14 protein-coding genes and 2 riboswitches are annotated in these 17,717 nt (G+C 44.1%); of the genes, 8 read left to right on the plus strand and 6 right to left on the minus strand.

Annotation, left to right across the window (positions count from 1 at the left end; translation table 11 throughout):
• Positions 1-4: 4 nt before the first annotated feature.
• Positions 5-1,198, minus strand: coding sequence for a glycine cleavage system aminomethyltransferase GcvT (gcvT, locus tag JMX97_RS03030; RefSeq protein ID WP_201555284.1), 1,194 nt, complete (start codon positions 1,196-1,198; stop codon positions 5-7).
• Positions 1,199-1,360: 162 nt separating this feature from the next.
• Positions 1,361-1,540, minus strand: a riboswitch (glycine riboswitch).
• A 57-nt stretch (positions 1,541-1,597) separates the two neighbouring features.
• Positions 1,598-1,734, minus strand: a riboswitch (glycine riboswitch).
• A gap of 404 nt (positions 1,735-2,138) precedes the next feature.
• Here gcvT and JMX97_RS03035 point away from each other — a divergent pair.
• From JMX97_RS03035 to JMX97_RS03055, 5 genes are all read left to right on the plus strand, one after another.
• Positions 2,139-2,459 carry a YcgL domain-containing protein gene (locus JMX97_RS03035; protein WP_201555286.1) on the plus strand — a complete coding sequence of 107 codons (321 nt, stop codon included), beginning with the start codon at positions 2,139-2,141 and terminating at the stop codon, positions 2,457-2,459.
• Between the two features lie 255 nt (positions 2,460-2,714).
• Positions 2,715-3,368 carry a hypothetical protein gene (locus JMX97_RS03040; protein WP_201555288.1) on the plus strand — a complete coding sequence of 218 codons (654 nt, stop codon included), beginning with the start codon at positions 2,715-2,717 and terminating at the stop codon, positions 3,366-3,368.
• Positions 3,369-3,705: 337 nt separating this feature from the next.
• A complete protein-coding gene (locus JMX97_RS03045) occupies positions 3,706-4,572 on the plus strand; it encodes an AAA family ATPase (RefSeq protein WP_201555290.1) in 867 nt (288 codons plus the stop codon).
• Between the two features lie 96 nt (positions 4,573-4,668).
• Positions 4,669-5,892, plus strand: coding sequence for a vWA domain-containing protein (locus JMX97_RS03050; protein ID WP_201555291.1), 1,224 nt, complete (start codon positions 4,669-4,671; stop codon positions 5,890-5,892).
• Positions 5,893-6,262: 370 nt separating this feature from the next.
• Positions 6,263-7,474: a globin domain-containing protein gene (locus tag JMX97_RS03055; RefSeq protein ID WP_201555293.1), complete on the plus strand. Its 1,212-nt coding sequence runs from the start codon at positions 6,263-6,265 to the stop codon at positions 7,472-7,474.
• A gap of 233 nt (positions 7,475-7,707) precedes the next feature.
• On the opposite strand, the gene JMX97_RS03060 is transcribed toward JMX97_RS03055, so the two are convergent.
• The 4 genes from JMX97_RS03060 to JMX97_RS03075 form a co-directional block, all read right to left on the minus strand.
• A complete protein-coding gene (locus JMX97_RS03060; RefSeq protein ID WP_201555302.1) occupies positions 7,708-8,514 on the minus strand; it encodes a phosphodiester glycosidase family protein in 807 nt (268 codons plus the stop codon).
• 3 nt (positions 8,515-8,517) lie between these two features.
• Positions 8,518-10,293, minus strand: a complete 1,776-nt coding sequence (locus JMX97_RS03065) for an FMN-binding glutamate synthase family protein (protein ID WP_201555304.1) — start codon at positions 10,291-10,293, stop codon at positions 8,518-8,520.
• Positions 10,294-10,578: 285 nt separating this feature from the next.
• On the minus strand, positions 10,579-11,163 hold the full coding sequence (locus JMX97_RS03070) for a DUF1131 family protein (RefSeq protein ID WP_201555306.1): 585 nt from the start codon (positions 11,161-11,163) through the stop codon (positions 10,579-10,581).
• Between the two features lie 115 nt (positions 11,164-11,278).
• Entirely contained in the window at positions 11,279-12,106 is an 828-nt protein-coding gene (locus JMX97_RS03075; RefSeq protein WP_201555308.1) for an IclR family transcriptional regulator, read from the minus strand.
• Between the two features lie 206 nt (positions 12,107-12,312).
• Here JMX97_RS03075 and JMX97_RS03080 point away from each other — a divergent pair, with 206 nt between their 5' ends.
• Both JMX97_RS03080 and JMX97_RS03085 read left to right on the plus strand, forming a co-directional pair.
• On the plus strand, positions 12,313-13,497 hold the full coding sequence (locus tag JMX97_RS03080; protein WP_201555310.1) for an acyl-CoA dehydrogenase: 1,185 nt from the start codon (positions 12,313-12,315) through the stop codon (positions 13,495-13,497).
• A 195-nt stretch (positions 13,498-13,692) separates the two neighbouring features.
• Positions 13,693-14,955, plus strand: a complete 1,263-nt coding sequence (locus JMX97_RS03085; protein WP_227671438.1) for a CaiB/BaiF CoA transferase family protein — start codon at positions 13,693-13,695, stop codon at positions 14,953-14,955.
• A gap of 116 nt (positions 14,956-15,071) precedes the next feature.
• Here the strand turns inward: JMX97_RS03085 and JMX97_RS03090 are convergent, their stop codons facing one another.
• Positions 15,072-15,842, minus strand: a complete 771-nt coding sequence (locus JMX97_RS03090) for an IclR family transcriptional regulator (RefSeq protein WP_201555312.1) — start codon at positions 15,840-15,842, stop codon at positions 15,072-15,074.
• A 304-nt stretch (positions 15,843-16,146) separates the two neighbouring features.
• Here JMX97_RS03090 and JMX97_RS03095 point away from each other — a divergent pair, with 304 nt between their 5' ends.
• Entirely contained in the window at positions 16,147-17,637 is a 1,491-nt protein-coding gene (locus JMX97_RS03095; RefSeq protein WP_201555314.1) for an NAD-dependent succinate-semialdehyde dehydrogenase, read from the plus strand.
• Positions 17,638-17,717: the final 80 nt, after the last annotated feature.

A 17,717-nucleotide genomic window follows, 5' to 3' on the forward strand; every position in this document is an offset into this window, starting at 1 on the left:
TTAATCACGAATCAAACTGTTGCTTACCATTACGGACAAAAGGTAGCTTAAGAACACGGACATCGACGAATTTGCCTTTACCGCGCAAATCAATTTGTACATTATCAACGTCTGATAGGCTAGCAGGAACACGGGCTATAGCGATAGAGTTTTTTAGGCTAGGAGAGAAGGTGCCGCTGGTAATGATACCTGTCTGCTCGTTATCTGTCCCTTGATTGATGGACACTGCCATGCCTTCACGTAACACGCCACGGCTGGTGAGTAACAGGCCGACTTGTTTCATCGCAGTATGGTCATCTTTAGCTTGTTTACGCTTACTGACTAGTGCTTCGCGACCAACAAAGTCACGCTCATCTTTTAGTGCTAGCGTCCAACCCATGTTGCATTCATATGGACTGATGGTCTCATCCATATCGTGACCATAGAGGTTCAAACCCGCTTCCATGCGTAGGGTATCGCGTGCGCCAAGACCGGCAGGCTTAATACCGTTTTCTTTTAATTGCTCAAAGAACGCGGGCGCATCATCGCCATGCATGATGACTTCAACGCCATCTTCTCCAGTATAACCCGTGCGTGCGACAAACCAGTTTGGACCTTCGATATCAGTCAGGTCAGCACCAACAAAAGGCGTTATTGTTCCAAGGGTATCAGCCCAGCTTGGTTTGGCTTGTGCTAGTTTTTCAACCGCATTGGGTCCTTGAACCGCAAGCATAGCAAGCTCTGTACGCTCAGTTAGCTGAACGTCAAAATCCTTAGCTACTTTTTCGAACTGTGCCATGTCTTTATCGTGAGTAGCCGCGTTTGATACGATACGGTATTCAGTTTCGTCGCTATTCATTAAATAAACAATTAAGTCATCGATGACGCCGCCATGCTCGTTGAGCATGGGAGAATACAAAGCTTTACCGACGGTTTTTAGCTTATTGACATCGTTGGCTAATAATTTCTGAAGCCATGCTTTGCTGCCTGCGCCCTCAATATCGATAATGACCATGTGCGAGACATCGAACATGCCGGCATCAGTACGTACTGCCTCATGCTCTTCGATTTGTGAGCCGTAGTTAATAGGCAATTCCCAGCCAGAAAAATCCACCAGTTTGCCATCACTATCGACGTGAGACTGGTAGAGGGGTGTGCGCTGAGGGGCTTGGTTGTTAGTATCTTGAGTATTGGTGTCTTGGTTATTAGTATCGGTCATAACAAATCCTTATGTATACGCCATCAATACTCGTTAAGTATAGTATGTGATGGGCATCGTCAGTAGCGAGAATCAAGCTTACAAAGTGCAAGCGTTGCGGTAAAGGGTGGCACATAAAAATAAAGCAATCAGCAAAACAGACGCTGAACGTCGGTTTAAGCAAAAGCCCTATCTGTCCTGTGACCTGAGATTTTCAACACGTTCCTTACATTATGCACGCTCAATATGAGCTGGCTTTAATATAAACCTAGATATTATTAGCCTAAAGCGTATGGTAACGCATTTTCTCCCCTTCGGTGGGTAAGGCGTCGTCCGTCCTTACCGCTCTCCAGATTTGTTATACCTTATGTTTGAGATTGCAAAATGCCGATAGGCGAAATGCAAATAAACAGTATGGGTATGTGTCTATCAGTCCTTTTACCTGAGCGATTAGCAGGGTGGATGCGCCTTCGGTGGTCTTATAGCAGATTTAGACGGCTTAGTTGCGGACAATAAACGCGGCGTCTTGCTATAAAACTCTCTCCTGAAAAACGCTTTTATTATGAAAGGTTCATAGCCGTTTTACAAGTCATCAAACGGATTAAAGTTAATAAACTTAGTAAAAGGCCGTTATTTTGCTAATATTAAGCGCTAAAATGCTTATAAAATAAGGGTTTGTGTTTTATTAATGATTTAAAAATACTGCTGCTAAATTAATCATCGCAATTCATTACAGGACTGAATAGGATAATAAGCGACGGTAACAATACTAAGAGTGATATTACCAAGACGTCGCCCCAATAACGTATGTCGATACGTAAAGCGACTATTGGTGGCAAAGTAAATTATGCTAGGCTACAATATTATTAGGGTCGTTATTCATAAGTGTTCTAATAGCCGTATTTGATAAATACTATAATCCGTATTTTGTTTAATTTCTAATGTTTGATAGGGTACCTTTATGCATTGTGATGTTTATAAATTTACTAAGCGTGATGATATGTATGTTTATATTGCGCGTCCCGACTATCCTGACGATACGGATGAGATTAAAGACTGGCTAGGCATACTGCCTAAAGGCTTTCGCACTGGTTTAGGGGTCAGTAAGTTTGTGATGCATCTGGATTTGGGTGCGACATCAACGCTTGCTCGTGTTGATAAAGAAGAGGTGCTGGCCAAGCTAAAGTCACAAGGATATTTCGTACAGATGCCGCCGCAAGATGTGATGCGTCGCCAAGCAGAGCTACGCGCTCTCGAAGCTCAAGACAATATATACGACTAATACGTTTCTTCTAAAGAGCCTATGATCATTGATATACTGACAACAATTGCTGTTAAAAAAATTATTGATGAGCAGTTGGCCGCATGCATTTCGGCATAAAGTCGTGATAAACTAGCAACCTATCAAGCGCACACGTCACTTCTGTACTCAGTTTTTCAAGAGTACAGCCGTTCTAACAGTACGATAGAATGTACTATAAGCTATTGAAGACAAAGGCGCGTCGCGCGACTTACAAAAGCAGGTAACTAAACACGCATGGACTGGTTAAAAAATCTCTTCCAAATCCTACCTTTGGAAACCATCAGTGACATCCTCGGTGAGCTTGTCATTTGGTGGAGCCAGATGGTAAAAGACGTCCCACCCGCTGATCTGCCGATGTATGCTTACCTTGGCGGCGCTATTGTGGTGCTGATATTATGGCTGCTTGTCGCGCGCGTCCTGCCACGTCCCCTCGGTGGCATGAGCTGGATGGTATTATTTGCCGTTTTGTTGGCGCCAGGTACCGCACTGGATGATCCTAGTTTGATTGCGCCAGCCAGTATCAGCGTGGTCTATGCGGTCATGATGAAAGATATGGCCGCTGCTGTGACTAATGCGTTACCCATCTTAGTGGTGTTGGTGGTGGGCCTGTTCATTGGTTTTGTCTGGCAGCTGATACGCGGTGCTTTTGAGTCAAGCTTGGAAAAAGCACGTCGCCGCAGCGCTGAAGATACCCAAGCTAATATGCAACTGGCGACGGGTAATTACCTGACCGAAGATACTGATGAGCCATTACCCGTAGTGATTCCTGAATCTGATATTAGCGCAAAAAAAGACATTGAATTGCCAAAAAATTCTATTATTAAAAAGCCTACCGTTGAAGAGTCTATAGAGCCGCTCGATAATGATGTAAGAGATAAGAAGCTGTGATGCTTTAGCTGTCTTTATAAATAGATTCTTTATAACTACATTAGAAGACACCTTGGCGTGTCTTTTTTTATGGAGATTAACTATTTGGGTCATTAATTAAATGTCTCTTATCAACAATAAGTAATCTCAATAATAAATAAGCTTAGCAAAATAAGTGAGCTTAGTAATAAGTTATTGCAGTTAGAAACTACGAACGCACGAGTACTTTGGCATTTAAGAGGGCTGTGCTAGTCTTAGCCATTATTTACCTAATTTGCCGATAGTTAACTTTTTTAATGTCGGCAACTGCTTTATCGCAACCACCTTTTATATTAATAACAACGACTGAGATTTGAACATGACCACTGCTAACAACACTACTAAACCAAGCTTTACTGGTACCGACAGTTATATTGCCACCGATGATTTACAACTGGCGGTCAATGCTGCTATGACCTTACAAAAGCCCCTACTGATTAAGGGTGAGCCGGGTACCGGTAAAACTTTACTTGCCGAGGAGGTCGCTGCCAGCTTGGGCATGCCGTTGATCACGTGGCACATCAAATCGACTACCAAAGCTGAGCAAGGCTTATACGAATATGACGCAGTAGCACGCTTGCGGGATTCGCAATTGGGCGATGATAAAGTTTATGAGATTGGCAATTATATTAAGCCTGGTAAATTATGGGATGCTTTTACCAGCAAAGAGCGCAGTGTCTTGCTGATTGATGAGGTTGATAAAGCAGATATTGAGTTCCCAAATGACTTGCTACATGAGCTGGATAAAATGTCATTTTATGTTTATGAGACCGGCGAGACCATTACCGCTGAGCAGCGCCCAGTAGTGATTATCACCTCTAATAATGAAAAAGAGCTGCCGGATGCATTCTTGCGTCGTTGCTTCTTCCATTATATTGACTTCCCTGAAGAGCAAACTATGCGTCAAATTATTGACGTACATTTTCCTGATATTCAAGAAAAACTGGTCAACGATGCGCTGGATGTTTTTTATAAGCTGCGTAATATTCAAGGGCTAAAAAAGCCACCATCAACCTCAGAGCTGGTCGACTGGTTAACGTTATTACTTGCTGACGATATGGCACAAGCGGAGCTGGAAGAAAATCTACGCGGCGAAAAATCTATCCCGCCACTATATGGGGCACTGCTCAAAAATGAAGCCGATGTCAGCTTGCTCCAGCGCTTTGCCAATATGATGCGCCGTTAATCAATAGGCAACCAAATCGCACTGTCGCCATGATTTGAGCCTATAAATACTAAGGTTCAATCATAACCCCATCAGCCAATATGTGATGCGTAGCTTATGTTTATCAAATTATTTTATACCTTGCGCACTTACGGCGTGCCCGTTAGCACGCGTGAACTGCTCGACCTAAATGCGGCGCTGGAGCAGGGGCTCATGATGCAACCGCATCCAGAAGATCCAGAATTGCGCGATTTTGCCAGTCGGGAAGATATGTATCGGCTGATTCGTCTGTGTATGGTTAAGGATGAACGTCATTTTGATAAGTTTGATCGGGCGATGGCTGATTATTTTGAAGGGGTCGATAGTCTAGACACTGATGAGCTGTTGGCAAAGCTGACTGACATTCCCAAAGAATGGTTAGACTTAAAGCTCGATCCCAAAAATCTGACAGAAGAGCAGCGGCGTTTACTTAAAAAATACGGCTCACTTGAAGAATTGATGAAAGCTTTAGAGGAACGCTTAAAAGAGCAAAAAGAGCGACATCAAGGCGGCAGTAAATGGGTGGGAACGGGTGGCACCTCGCCATTTGGTGCTTATGGTGATCATCCTGAAGGCGTGCGCGTAGGCGGTGAATCCCGTAAACGCAGCGCAGCAAAAGTCTGGGAGCAGCGCAAGTACCGTAATCTTGATGATGACAATCTATTAGGGACACGCCAAATTCAGATGGCTCTGCGTAATCTGCGTCAGTTTGCGCGCACCGGTAGCGCTGATGAGCTAGATATTAAAGAGACTGTCAAGCGTACCGCCAAAAAAGGCGTGCTCGACATTCATATGCAGGCTGAGCGCCGTAACCGTGTCAAAGTATTGATGCTGTTCGACGTTGGCGGCAGTATGGATGTGCACATTGAAGCGTTAGAGAAGCTATTTTCTGCGGCCAAAAATGAATTTAAGACTTTAGAATTCTTTTACTTTCATAACTGCCTGTACGATTACGTTTGGAAAGATAATGATCGCCGGCACAGTGCGCCCATGACAACTTTCGACCTACTCAATAAATATGGCCGTGAATACCGGGTGATATTTGTTGGTGACGCCTCAATGTCACCTTATGAGCTGATGTCAGTGGGCGGTAGCGTTGAGTATATGAACAATGAAGCCGGTGTGGTTTGGCTCAAAAGAGTGCTGGAGCATTTCGATAAAGTGGCATGGCTCAACCCTGAGAATACCGCGCATTGGCAATATACTCAAACTATTGTCGAAATTAAAAAAATATTTGATAATCAGATGTATCCGATGACTCTACATGGAGTGGAACAAATGACGGCGCATTTGGCGCGGTAGCAATATAAAAATGATCCTCACTTATTAACGCTAATGATGAAAGTCATTGGTAATGATGGGTACTGGCAGAATATTGAATTATAAAAAAAGCAGTCACTATAAACTCTATAGTGGCTGCTTTTTTGGTTAGCGTTATTAGATTCTTAGACAGAAAAATCCACAATAGAAATAATAAAAACGGTGACATAGCATTGGTATATTATCAGAAATATGATAAGATTTATTTGAAATGAATCTTATAGCAACGTTTTGATTAATTGACCATGACAGGTTAGTTATTGTCTGCAAAGTCTAGTTATCGTTGCGAACTTAAGCCTATCAACCTAAGCACCTAAACCTATCAATGTGATGACTCACTAAGAGAAATGTAATGGCTACCGCTCAAACCATAGAAATTGTAAAAGCAACTGTCCCTGTACTTGAAGAACATGGGACTGCTATCACCAAAGTATTCTACAAGAACATGTTTGCAGCCCATCCTGAGCTGCTAGATATCTTTAATGAAACCAACCAAAAGCTAGGACGTCAACAGAACGCACTAGCATCGACGGTGTTAGTAGCGGCCAAAAATATTGAACATTTAGCTGTTCTACTACCGGAAGTAACGGGCATCAGTCATAAACATCGCGCCCTACAAATCTTACCAGAGCATTATCCCATTGTTGGAAAATACCTTATTGGCGCTATAAAAGAAGTGCTTGGCGAGGCGGCGAATGATGACATTATCAATGCTTGGACAGAAGCCTATGATGAGATTGCTGACGTCTTTATTCAGCTTGAAAAGAATATGTATAAAGAGGAGTTGTGGGAAGGCTTTGCCGCGTTTAAAGTGGTCGAAAAAGTAGCTGCTGCAACCGATATTGCCGCCTTTACCGTCGTACCCGTTAATGATAGCTCGGTAGAAAATAGCCCAGAAAGCAATCAAAGCATCGATCTTAATAAACTCAATCTAACTGCCGGTCAATACATTACTGTAAAAACGGATCCTAAAGATAGCGACCATTTAGCACTACGTCATTATTCTTTATATTCAGCAAATACTGACAAAGGTATCCAGTTCGCAGTCAGACGTGACAATCGCGATGAGCATCGTGGATTGGTCTCCAATTATTTACATGATCATCTACAAGTCGGCGAGACGGTAATGTTATCTGCACCTGCAGGTGATTTTGCTTTAAATAAAAAGCTGATGACCCAAAATGATATTCCCTTAGTGCTTATCAGTGCTGGGGTCGGAGTAACGCCTATCTTGTCTATGTTAGAGGCGCAAGTAGCGACTAATCCTCAGCGACCTATCATTTGGGTTTATGCTTGTCAGAATAAAGATCATCATGCCTTTGATGAGAAGACCCATCAGCTGTTAGCGTCAGCAGAAAAAGTTGAAAAAAATATTTTCTATTTTGACGAAGGGCAAATACTAGATGAGGCGTGGCTGGCTACTCTACCAGAACCAGCAGATATTTATGTTTGCGGATCCATGCCATTTATGGAAAGTATGATTGATGGCTTGACTACGCTAGATCATGGCGTTGATAGCGTTCACTATGAACCATTTGGCCCTAAAATGAGTCTTGGTAGCTAGTATTTAAAACTAGTATTTAAAGCCAGTTTTGAAAGGTAGGCCTAAAGAAGCCGCTGTAAACACTAAAGTTAGTACAAGCGCAAATGAAAGAAAAGCACTTGGGATGATACAGTCATCTTAAGTGCTTTTTTATGAGCATCTGATATACTTACGATGAAAATAGGTCAGTTTTAGGGTCCTATATAACAATCGCCCTATATGCAGTTGCAATGAAGCAATTTCTGGCTTAGTAATTACTTGTTCTTAACCACCCCTATCATTACGCCCATCTCTTTTTTATCATGCTGATTAATATTTGGTGCATATAAAGCTGAGGCGATACCGCCATCTAAAAATAGCGCGTTCGGACAGTTCAGTTTATCTTTAAATAACACAGCGAATTCATAAAAGTTCACTGGCTCATCACTGTTAACGAACTGTATGCTGCCGTCTGTACAGACGCCCGCACCATTGCGAAACTTTAGTGAGGTGCTCTCAGGATTAAACTTGGGATGAATGGCGTCATTGATAACTAGCATAGGGCCTGATTGAGTCGCAAACCAAGGCTTAGCTGTTCCTTGTTCTCGTAGCTGTTGCAGTGCATTGCTTTCAGTGATTTGCACGTTACCAGATTGGTCCCACCACATTACACCATTGGGCAATAGATGAAAGTTACCGCCCCCTTCCTTTAAATTCAGCGAGAGTATTTCTTCCCCATCAATGACAGTATAACCAATCGGGGCGTAGCGCTTATTATACATACCGGCATTCATTGCAAAGGCTAATGTTTGAGAAGGCGGCAAGGTGGTTAATAATTTATCAAAAGTGAGTAATGGCTGCGTACTGTCAGACTTTTGCCAAAACAGTTGTAGCGAGTAGCGACCCGTGGCTAACGCCTTCGCATCAACACGACAAGCGCTATAAGCAAAGGGTGCATTGTGTGTTTGACACCACCAGTCCGATGTTGCTGAGCTGGCAGTATCTGTCACTGAGGGCTGGCAGGCGCTTATAATTACAGCAAGCAAAACGATAGCGAAAGCAGTAAGAATATTAGGGAGCATGAATTACTTATCTTCTGTCAGGTTGAGATTCGTTGTTGCAGTAATCTCACCGATGGTTTTTGTGTCTGTTTTTGCGGTTGGGGCTTTGGTTTCCTTGCCCTTGTCCCGCGAGTCTTTGTTATAAGCAATCAGAGCATCGTTATCCGCTAAGAAGCTTTCGGGGTCTGCCATGACCCACATTTGATTGAACACATCTGCACGGGCACTATGGTCAAGTAGCGCGCCCTCATCCGTAAAATAAAAGAACTTAGACAGCAGTTTAATTTGCCCATCATCTAAGCGCCGCGCGATATGATACGGCTGCAACTGACTGGGGTGTTGCAGACCAACTGCGCCTACGATACTGGCGAGTGACTTGAGCGTGTTCTTATGAAAGCTTGCCACGCGTTCAGCTTTACTCGGTACATCGAGGGCCATTTGGCGATAGGGGTCTTGGGTGGCAACGCCAGTGGGACAGGTGTTGGTATGACAAGTGCGTGACTGAATACAGCCTACCGCAAACATAAAGCCACGTGCGGAGTTACACCAATCTGCGCCCAGTGCCAACAAACGGGCGATATCAAAGCCAGATACGATCTTGCCACTGACGCCAAGCTTGATTTTGTCACGGATACCGGCGCCAACTAAGGTGTTGTGTACCAGTAAAAAACCATCAACCAGTGGCATGCCGACATTGTCCATAAATTCGACAGGTGCAGCTCCCGTACCGCCTTCAGCACCGTCAATAACGATAAAGTCAGGGTAGTTGTCAGCTTCAATCATGGCTTTAACAATGGCCATGAACTGCCACGGCTGCCCAATACATAGCTTAAAGCCGACCGGCTTACCTTCTGATAATTCACGCAATTGCTGCCAAAATGCCACCAACTCACGCGGCGTACTAAAAGCGGTGTGAGAGGAGGGCGACACGCAGTCTTTCCCAAGGGGCACTTGACGTGTATCTGCGATTTCTTGAGTGATTTTTTCAGCGGGTAGCACGCCACCTTTACCAGGTTTGGCACCTTGTGACAGCTTGATTTCAATCATTTTTACTTGGGGATCAACTGCTTTTTCGGCAAAGGACTGCACATCGAAGTTACCGTTAGCATCGCGGCAACCGAAGTAACCGGTGCCCAGCTCCCAAACTAAGTCACCACCGAACTTACGATGATGATCGCTAATCGCCCCCTCACCGGTATCATGAGTAAAGCCGCCCATCTTCGCCCCTTGATTCAGCGCCATAATGGCGTTGGCGGACAGACTGCCAAAGCTCATCGCCGAGATGTTGAACACAGACATATCATGCGGCTGCTGACAACGCTCACCGCCAACACTGATGCGGAAATCTTGATTCTCTAAAGGTTGGCTAATAGCGGACTGCAAAAACCATTCTTTACCGTGTTTATATAGATCATCAAGCGTCCCAAAAGCATTGGTATCGCTAACATTTTTGGCACGTTGATAGACCAATGCGCGTTGCTGGCGTGAAAATGGCACTTGCTCCTTATCATCCTCTAACAGATATTGGCGAATTTCAGGACGAAAGTCCTCAAGCACATAGCGGATATGGCCGGCGACCGGGTAATTGCTTAGTATGGCATGCTTCGACTGAAGCAAGTCATAAATACCCAAACCCACTCCAAGCCCACCAATAATAATTAGCCACCAGTTAAACAGCAATAGCCCTGCTAAGAATAGCAATATAGCCGCGCCAAAGGTGCTATAGCGCAGTAAAACTCCGATAAGATACGGAGAGTCATATTTGGGCTTAGGGTTTAGATTGGTACGAGATTGGGGCATAGCGACGCTCAACTATAAACATAGAAGTTAAAAAGATAGAAATTAAAAAACGCAGTAATTATTGATAACATATAAAAGCAGCCTCTCCTAACCATCGATAATCATGATTTAGAGGTCAGCCAGCTTTATTTTAACTTATAATTAACGCGCATATTATACGCTGATAAAATCACGGCTCATGGACGATTGAGTAACGGCTTGCTAACGCTGTCTTCACTAAATGAAATTGTGGGATGAGTTTTCTATTAACTACTAATTTAATTCAGCTCAGTCTATTTAGTTGGCTTAAACACAGCCTTCTTGCGACATCAATCCATCTTCGTTACCAATACTTATATTAATGACGACATCAGGGTTTAAATCATATCGGGTGCCGACACGCTGGCCCTCTTCTACAGTCCAATAGTACATATTGATGAGTTTGTCATCAGGACCGCTAAAAGGGCTATCGATAATTTCTGGCGTCTGACCTTGGTGCTTAGCATAGACTTGGCTGAGACTGTCACCAATCTTAACCCCGGAAGCAGATGGAATATCTGAATCCTTGATGGTTATTTTGACGACTTTATCATCTATGATTAGATAATCAGCAGCTGGTATGGCTTTATTTTTGGCTGAAAAACAACGATCAAAACTTGAGGGGGCTTTGTTCAGCTTTTTCGAGTCAAAAGTATCCCCAATTTTTGTGCTACCGATGCTATCTCTATTAAAGACATTAGGAGGAGAGATATCCGTAGTGGTACGGTCATCAACCCTAACTTTAGTATCGGCATCGGTGATAGTATTTGATGGTGGGGCACAGGCTGCTAAGGATAATACAAGAGCAGTTAGCAGTCCTGTTATCCGGTATAAGCTAGAATATAAAGCCATCATTATCTGTCCTAGTTTGTGAAGCTATAACCTTTTACTATAGATAACTCTTTACTAAAGTCAATTTGATATTTTTTATAGTTGGAGCTGTTATCTTTTTTATTAAGAAACCGATCTAAGCCCCGCGCCCAATCCTTTCAGCAAGTGCTTGTAATTTTGGTACAATCATCGCAGCATAGCCCGCGCTTTCCCAATTAGCACGAGGGACGCTGGCATTTAACGAATAAGCATAGTGCCCAGTCGTGATATCAAATACTCCTACCGCAACGGCTAAAATATCCGTAGAGAACTCTCCATCAGATAGCGTATAACCATGCGTATCATAATAGGTTGAGGCGTCAGCTAATGCTATTTGCGCTTGTTGAAACTCATCCTTAGATAAGTGAGTTTGCAAATTAGCTGTGATCACTGCTTGGCGAGTGGGCGTACTGATTGCATAAAAGGCGCGTCCTATGGCAGTACGTGCGACCGGCACAGCCGAGCCGACTTGCAAATTTACCGATAAGCGCGCAGGACTACGGCAGCAGGCCAGATAACGCATTTCTCCTTCTATTTCTGTGGCTAAATTCACCGACACTTCATTTTGGCTGGCAAATTGACGTAATAACGGTTCAGCAAAGGCTACCACATCATGACGACTCCAAGCTTGCGCGCTCAATCGCACCGCGCTGCTACCTAGGCGATACTGTCCTTCTAACGTTGTGCGTAAAAATCCAAGCGTCGTTAAGGTATAAATCAGACGGGTAACCGTCGCTTTAGGCAATAAGGTCAGCTGACACAACTGCTGATGGCTCAATTGATTTTGATGCTCAAACCCAGCCAATAAGGTTAATCCGCGTCCAAGAGCGGTGACGAATTGTCTATCATCATCGACTTTACTTTGGGCGAGCGTATCGTTCATTCGATCTAAAAGCGGTTTAGCTGTTGGTAATATTTTTGTCATTTTATAGCCATATATTGAGTTAAAGGTTTACAAAGAATAGAAATTTTGTTTAAATGGGTATAATGTGAAACTAAGTTTCGCATAGTGGAACAAACAATTCAAGTGCTAGATTAAATATTAAGTAAGTCTCAATCCTTCATAATTTAAATGTTAATGAAGCCCAACACTATTCGTTAGTCAGGACGACTGACACCAAGGAGAACAACATGGCAAATTCCACCAGCCCGCGTTTTGATTGGGAAGATCCATTTTTATTGCGTGATCAGCTGACTGACGAAGAGCGTATGGTTAACGACACCGCACACCAGTTCTTTCAAAAAGAATTAATGCCGGGCATTATTGAAGCCAATCGTAACGAGCATTTTGATCGCAATATTATGCGTCAGATGGGAGAAATGGGCTTGCTTGGCGTTACTATTGAAGGCTACGGCTGTGCTGGCTTGTCGAATGTCGCTTATGGGTTGCTCGCCAAAGAAGTTGAAGCAGTGGATTCAGGCTATCGCTCAGCAATGAGTGTGCAGTCGAGCTTGGTTATGCATCCGATACATGAATATGGTACTGAAGAGCAAAGAGAAAAATATCTCCCCAAGCTGGCGACTGGCGAATATGTGGGCTGCTTTGGTCTAACAGAACCAGACTCAGGCTCAGATCCATCATCAATGACAACGCGTGCCCGCAAAGTCGATGGCGGCTATGAGATGACTGGTAGCAAAATGTGGATTACCAATAGTCCTATTGCTGATGTGTTTGTCGTTTGGGCAAAAGACGATGCAGGCGACATTCGCGGTTTTATCTTAGATAAAGGTATGAAAGGTCTATCTGCCCCCAAAATTGAAGGCAAATTCTCGCTACGCGCCTCAGTCACGGGTGAGATTGTTATGGACAAAGTGTTCGTCCCCGAGGCCAATGCTTTTCCAGACATCCGTGGCCTGAAAGGTCCTTTTGGTTGCTTAAACAAAGCCCGTTATGGCATTGCATGGGGTTCGATGGGCGCAGCTGAATTTTGTTGGAAAGCTTCGCGCCAATATACCCTTGATCGTGTTCAGTTTGGCCGTCCGCTTGCAGCGACCCAGTTGGTACAGTTAAAGCTTGCCAACATGCAAACTGAGATCACCCTTGGTTTACAAGCGGCGCTACGTGTCGGCCGTTTGATGGATGAAGACAATGCTGCCCCTGAGATGATTTCTTTGATTAAGCGTAATAATTGCGGTAAAGCGTTGGACATCGCCCGCGTTGCTCGTGATATGCATGGTGGTAATGGTATCTCTGATGAATACCACATCATCCGCCACGTGATGAACCTAGAGGCGGTCAACACTTATGAAGGCACTCATGATATTCACGCACTTATCTTAGGCCGCGCGCAGACTGGTATTCAAGCGTTTTTTTAACGCCTATTAGTAATATTTTTGCAGGATTAACGTACGTTACTGTCTGGCGCTCAAGAGGGTGCTTCACACTTAGTAGCGTGCGTTTTTTATCGTTTGGACTAAAAAATTAAGAACAAATAATTTGAGTATAAGCACTTTAAGCCTGAGTGTCTTAATGATAAGCACCAAGCTGTACATAAAAAATAAGGGACTATTATGACCGTAGCCATGACTGAACCATCGAAGTCAGAACCCGCTTATGCTGCTGCCAACGCTAACAGTGATGACACGCGCCAAGGAGCGTTACATGGTATTAAGGTATTAGACTTGTCTAGAGTGCTGGCGGGTCCATCATGTACTCAAGTTTTAGCTGATTTGGGCGCAGAAGTGATAAAAGTAGAACGTCCACGCCTTGGTGATGAGACCCGTCATTGGGCGCCGCCCGCATTTACTGATAATACTTCCGCATACTACGCCACGATCAATCGCAACAAAAAATCGCTTACCGTTGATATCAAAACTGCAGCAGGGCAGGCCATTATAAAGCAGCTTGCCGCTGACAGCGATATCGTGGTTGAGAACTTTAAGGTCGGAGGCCTAAAGAAATACGGCTTAGATTATGACAGCCTTAAGCAAACCAATCCGCGATTGATTTATGCCTCATTGACAGGCTTTGGTCAGACAGGGCCAGATGCCAAGCGTCCCGGTTATGACTATATTATTCAAGGACTGTCAGGGTTAATGAGTGTTACTGGTCCTAGTGATGGCGAACCGCATAAGGTCGGCGTGGCCGTAGTAGATTTATTTGCCGGATTACAGCTCACTATTGGTATTCAAGCGGCATTGTTGGCGCGGCATAATACTGGCCGCGGGCAGCAGGTGGATGTAGCCTTGTTAGACAGTGCACTTTCGATGTTGGCCAATGTTGGTATGAATCATTTGGCGTCAGGTGAAGTGCCACCAAGGCTGGGCAATCAACATCCCAATATCGTTCCTTACCAAGTGTTTTTGGCTAAGGGTAATCAGCATTTTATTTTAGCCTGTGGTAATGACCAACAGTTTACCAAGCTATGTGATGTGTTAGGTGTCGATTGGCAGCAAGACCAACGCTTCGCGACCAATCCAGCAAGGGTTACGAATCGTGATTTGCTCTGCGGCTGGCTGGTGGATAAATTTGCACAGCAATCGCGTGAGCATTGGCTTGAAATTCTGCATCAAACAGGCATACCTTGCGGCCCTATTCATAATGTGGCTGAAGCGCTAGCGATGCCGCAAGCACAAGCACGTGATATGGTGATTGATTTTATGGCGCAAGGCAGTCCGGTTAAAGTGCTGGGTAATCCCATTAAATTATCCGAGTCGCCTGTTACCTACCGCACACCGCCACCAAGCTTAAGTGAACATACCAACAGTACGCTAACAGCCCTTGGCTATGATAGCGACACGATAGCCAAACTAAAAGCCGACGGTATTATTTAATCTAATTGTTTGATGGTTTGTTTTTTGAGTTGCTTAAGCGGTCTATTTACTTAAGCGACTTGATAAGCTGTTCTTCAAAATAGGCCATAAATTCAAAAAGCGTCAAGGCTACATCGCTACCCTATGCCATCAGCGCAAAACCCCAAACGTTGCTCCATTTGCTTGGCCAGTTCAATCAGTACAGTACTGACCTCATCACGCTTAGACTCGTATTCTGCCTGCAAAAAGCTGACTGCCATGCCCGCGACCGCATTGCCCGATGCATTGCGGATATACGTGCCCAAGCAGTACATACCATCACGCAGCTGTCCATCATCTAGCGAGATGCGGCTGCTATGAATGGCGGTAAGCTCGCGAGATAATGTATCAAAATCACGCACCCCATTCGGAGTCATAGGCTCAGGCAAAACCCCTTCGTATATAGACTTGATAGTGTGCATAGGAAGCGTTGAAAGTATGGCTTTGCCTGTCGCCGAAAATACGGCAGGCACCCGGACACCCGCGCGAAAAGTGAAACCTAGCGAGGCAGGTGCTTCATGACAGGCTAAGAATACCACCTCGCCCAAGTCCAGCTTGGAGAGCGTTACCGTGTGTTGTAATAACGTAGGATACTGCACAATCAAATCTTTAAATAACTGAATAACCCCTTGTTGCTGCTCGTATTTTCCTGCCCAATAAAGTAAATACGAGCCCAAATGAAAGCGGCTTTCGGTGTCTTTATAGATGACGTGTTTAGTCAATAAACTGTGTAAAATATTATGGGTTGAGCTGCGTGCCAGTCCTAGTTGCTTGGCAATATGAGCGGCAGTCAAAGGCTGCGGACTGGCGGTAATTAAGTCTAAAATCTGAAAGGTTTTGTCCAAGGCAGGAACAGTAGTGGTGTTCATAAGGGCTCTATAACAATAAATAGGAGTCAAAGAAATAGTAAAAAAACTTAAAATTACGATAAAAGCAGGAAAAGGGTTGCAAAGATCATCGCATCATTCTTATAATGATGTCTCATATATAGAATTATTGTTCAGTATATTGAACAAGCAATTACTTATCAATACCTATTGCTGACTTACAGTTCTAATCCTCACAATTTTATTGGAACTATTCGATATGTGGTGATTTATCTATGACTGTCTATGTAATTTCGCTATTAACCATTATAAATAAGCATCACGCTTAAGAACAAGGAACGTTACTATGTCAAAAAATACGTCAAAAAGCATCATAAACACTACGCTACAGCTATCAAATCCAGATTTGCTTAAACAACAGTGCTTAATTAAAGACGGTTGGCATGATTCTAATGATGCCGCCACCATTGAGGTGCGCAATCCATTTAGCGGCGACGTCATCGGTACTGTTCCAAGCCTGACTCAACAAGATGTGAATGATGCTGTGGCATTTTCGCATGAAGCACAAGGGTCTTGGGCAGCAAAAACAGCACAAGAACGGTCACTGCTACTGCAAAAATGGGCGGACCTTATTGATGAAAATAAAGAAGACTTAGCCATCATCATGACCGCCGAGCAAGGCAAGCCTATCAGCGAGTCGCGCGGTGAGATTGGTTATGCCAACAGCTTTATTCGCTGGTTTGCTGAAGAGGCCAAACGCGTTTATGGCGATGTTATTCCAGCGACCCAGTCGCAGTTGCGTTATGTGATTTTAAAGCAGCCTATTGGTGTTTGCGCGGCGATTACCCCTTGGAATTTTCCTGCGGCAATGATTACGCGTAAAGCGGCACCGGCAATAGCTGCAGGCTGTACTATTATCATCAAGCCTGCCACTGAAACCCCGTTTTCAGCATTAGCGCTTGGCGTATTGGCTGAGCAAGCAGGTATTCCAGCAGGTGTTGTCCAAGTAGTTACTGGTAAATCTTCAGTGATTGGCGACATTTTAACTGGTGATGCCCGTATTCAAAAGCTATCGTTCACAGGCTCTACTGAAGTTGGTCGTACTTTAATGGCGCAGTGCGCAACCACCATCAAAAAACTGTCACTAGAACTGGGCGGTAACGCACCCTTTATCATCTTTGATGATGCCGATTTAGAAAAAGCGGCTGATGGCCTGATTGCCTCCAAGTATCGCAATGCCGGTCAAACCTGTGTTTGTGCCAATCGTGTCTACGTTCAGGACAGCATTAAAGATGAGTTTTTAGACATTTTCGTCAAAAAAGTTGCTGAGCTCAAAGTCGGTAATGGGGCAGATGAAGGCGTGAATATTGGACCGTTAATCAATACTGCCGCGCTAGAAAAAGTCCAAGCCTTATTAAAAGACGCCCTTGATAAAGGCGCAACGTTAGTGACAGGTGGCGATACCAATAACGCCTCTAAGCTGAGCTTTAACCCAACGGTGTTGACTGATATCAGCGCAGATATGGACATTGCCAGCGAAGAGATATTTGGTCCTATTGCATCAATATTTACTTTTGACAGTGAAGAAGAAGTGATTCGCGCTGCTAACGATACCATTTATGGTTTGGCCGCTTACTTCTACAGTAGCGACTTTTCACGCGCATGGCGTGTTACTGAAGGGCTAGAGTACGGCATGGTTGGTCACAATACCGGCATGATTTCCACCGAAGTTGCCCCGTTTGGCGGCGTTAAGCAGTCAGGATTTGGTCGTGAAGGCTCAAAATATGGCATCGAAGAGTATGTCGTGACCAAATATTGGTGTTCAGACATTAGCTAGCTTATTCATTTAACCTAGTTGTTGACTTAGTTTCAACAGGCTAATTGATATGAGTTTTTCCTATCATTTAGCTTGTACGA

It is taken from the genome of Psychrobacter sp. 72-O-c (assembly GCF_904846605.1).
Lineage (GTDB): Bacteria > Pseudomonadota > Gammaproteobacteria > Pseudomonadales > Moraxellaceae > Psychrobacter.

Coding starts and splice junctions, on each gene's coding strand:
- gcvT (WP_201555284.1), bottom strand. CDS start 1,198: ATGACCGATACTAATAACCAAGACACCAATACTCAAGATACTAACAAC.
- JMX97_RS03035 (WP_201555286.1), top strand. CDS start 2,139: ATGCATTGTGATGTTTATAAATTTACTAAGCGTGATGATATGTATGTT.
- JMX97_RS03040 (WP_201555288.1), top strand. CDS start 2,715: ATGGACTGGTTAAAAAATCTCTTCCAAATCCTACCTTTGGAAACCATC.
- JMX97_RS03045 (WP_201555290.1), top strand. CDS start 3,706: ATGACCACTGCTAACAACACTACTAAACCAAGCTTTACTGGTACCGAC.
- JMX97_RS03050 (WP_201555291.1), top strand. CDS start 4,669: ATGTTTATCAAATTATTTTATACCTTGCGCACTTACGGCGTGCCCGTT.
- JMX97_RS03055 (WP_201555293.1), top strand. CDS start 6,263: ATGGCTACCGCTCAAACCATAGAAATTGTAAAAGCAACTGTCCCTGTA.
- JMX97_RS03060 (WP_201555302.1), bottom strand. CDS start 8,514: ATGCTCCCTAATATTCTTACTGCTTTCGCTATCGTTTTGCTTGCTGTA.
- JMX97_RS03065 (WP_201555304.1), bottom strand. CDS start 10,293: ATGCCCCAATCTCGTACCAATCTAAACCCTAAGCCCAAATATGACTCT.
- JMX97_RS03070 (WP_201555306.1), bottom strand. CDS start 11,163: ATGGCTTTATATTCTAGCTTATACCGGATAACAGGACTGCTAACTGCT.
- JMX97_RS03075 (WP_201555308.1), bottom strand. CDS start 12,106: ATGACAAAAATATTACCAACAGCTAAACCGCTTTTAGATCGAATGAAC.
- JMX97_RS03080 (WP_201555310.1), top strand. CDS start 12,313: ATGGCAAATTCCACCAGCCCGCGTTTTGATTGGGAAGATCCATTTTTA.
- JMX97_RS03085 (WP_227671438.1), top strand. CDS start 13,693: ATGACCGTAGCCATGACTGAACCATCGAAGTCAGAACCCGCTTATGCT.
- JMX97_RS03090 (WP_201555312.1), bottom strand. CDS start 15,842: ATGAACACCACTACTGTTCCTGCCTTGGACAAAACCTTTCAGATTTTA.
- JMX97_RS03095 (WP_201555314.1), top strand. CDS start 16,147: ATGTCAAAAAATACGTCAAAAAGCATCATAAACACTACGCTACAGCTA.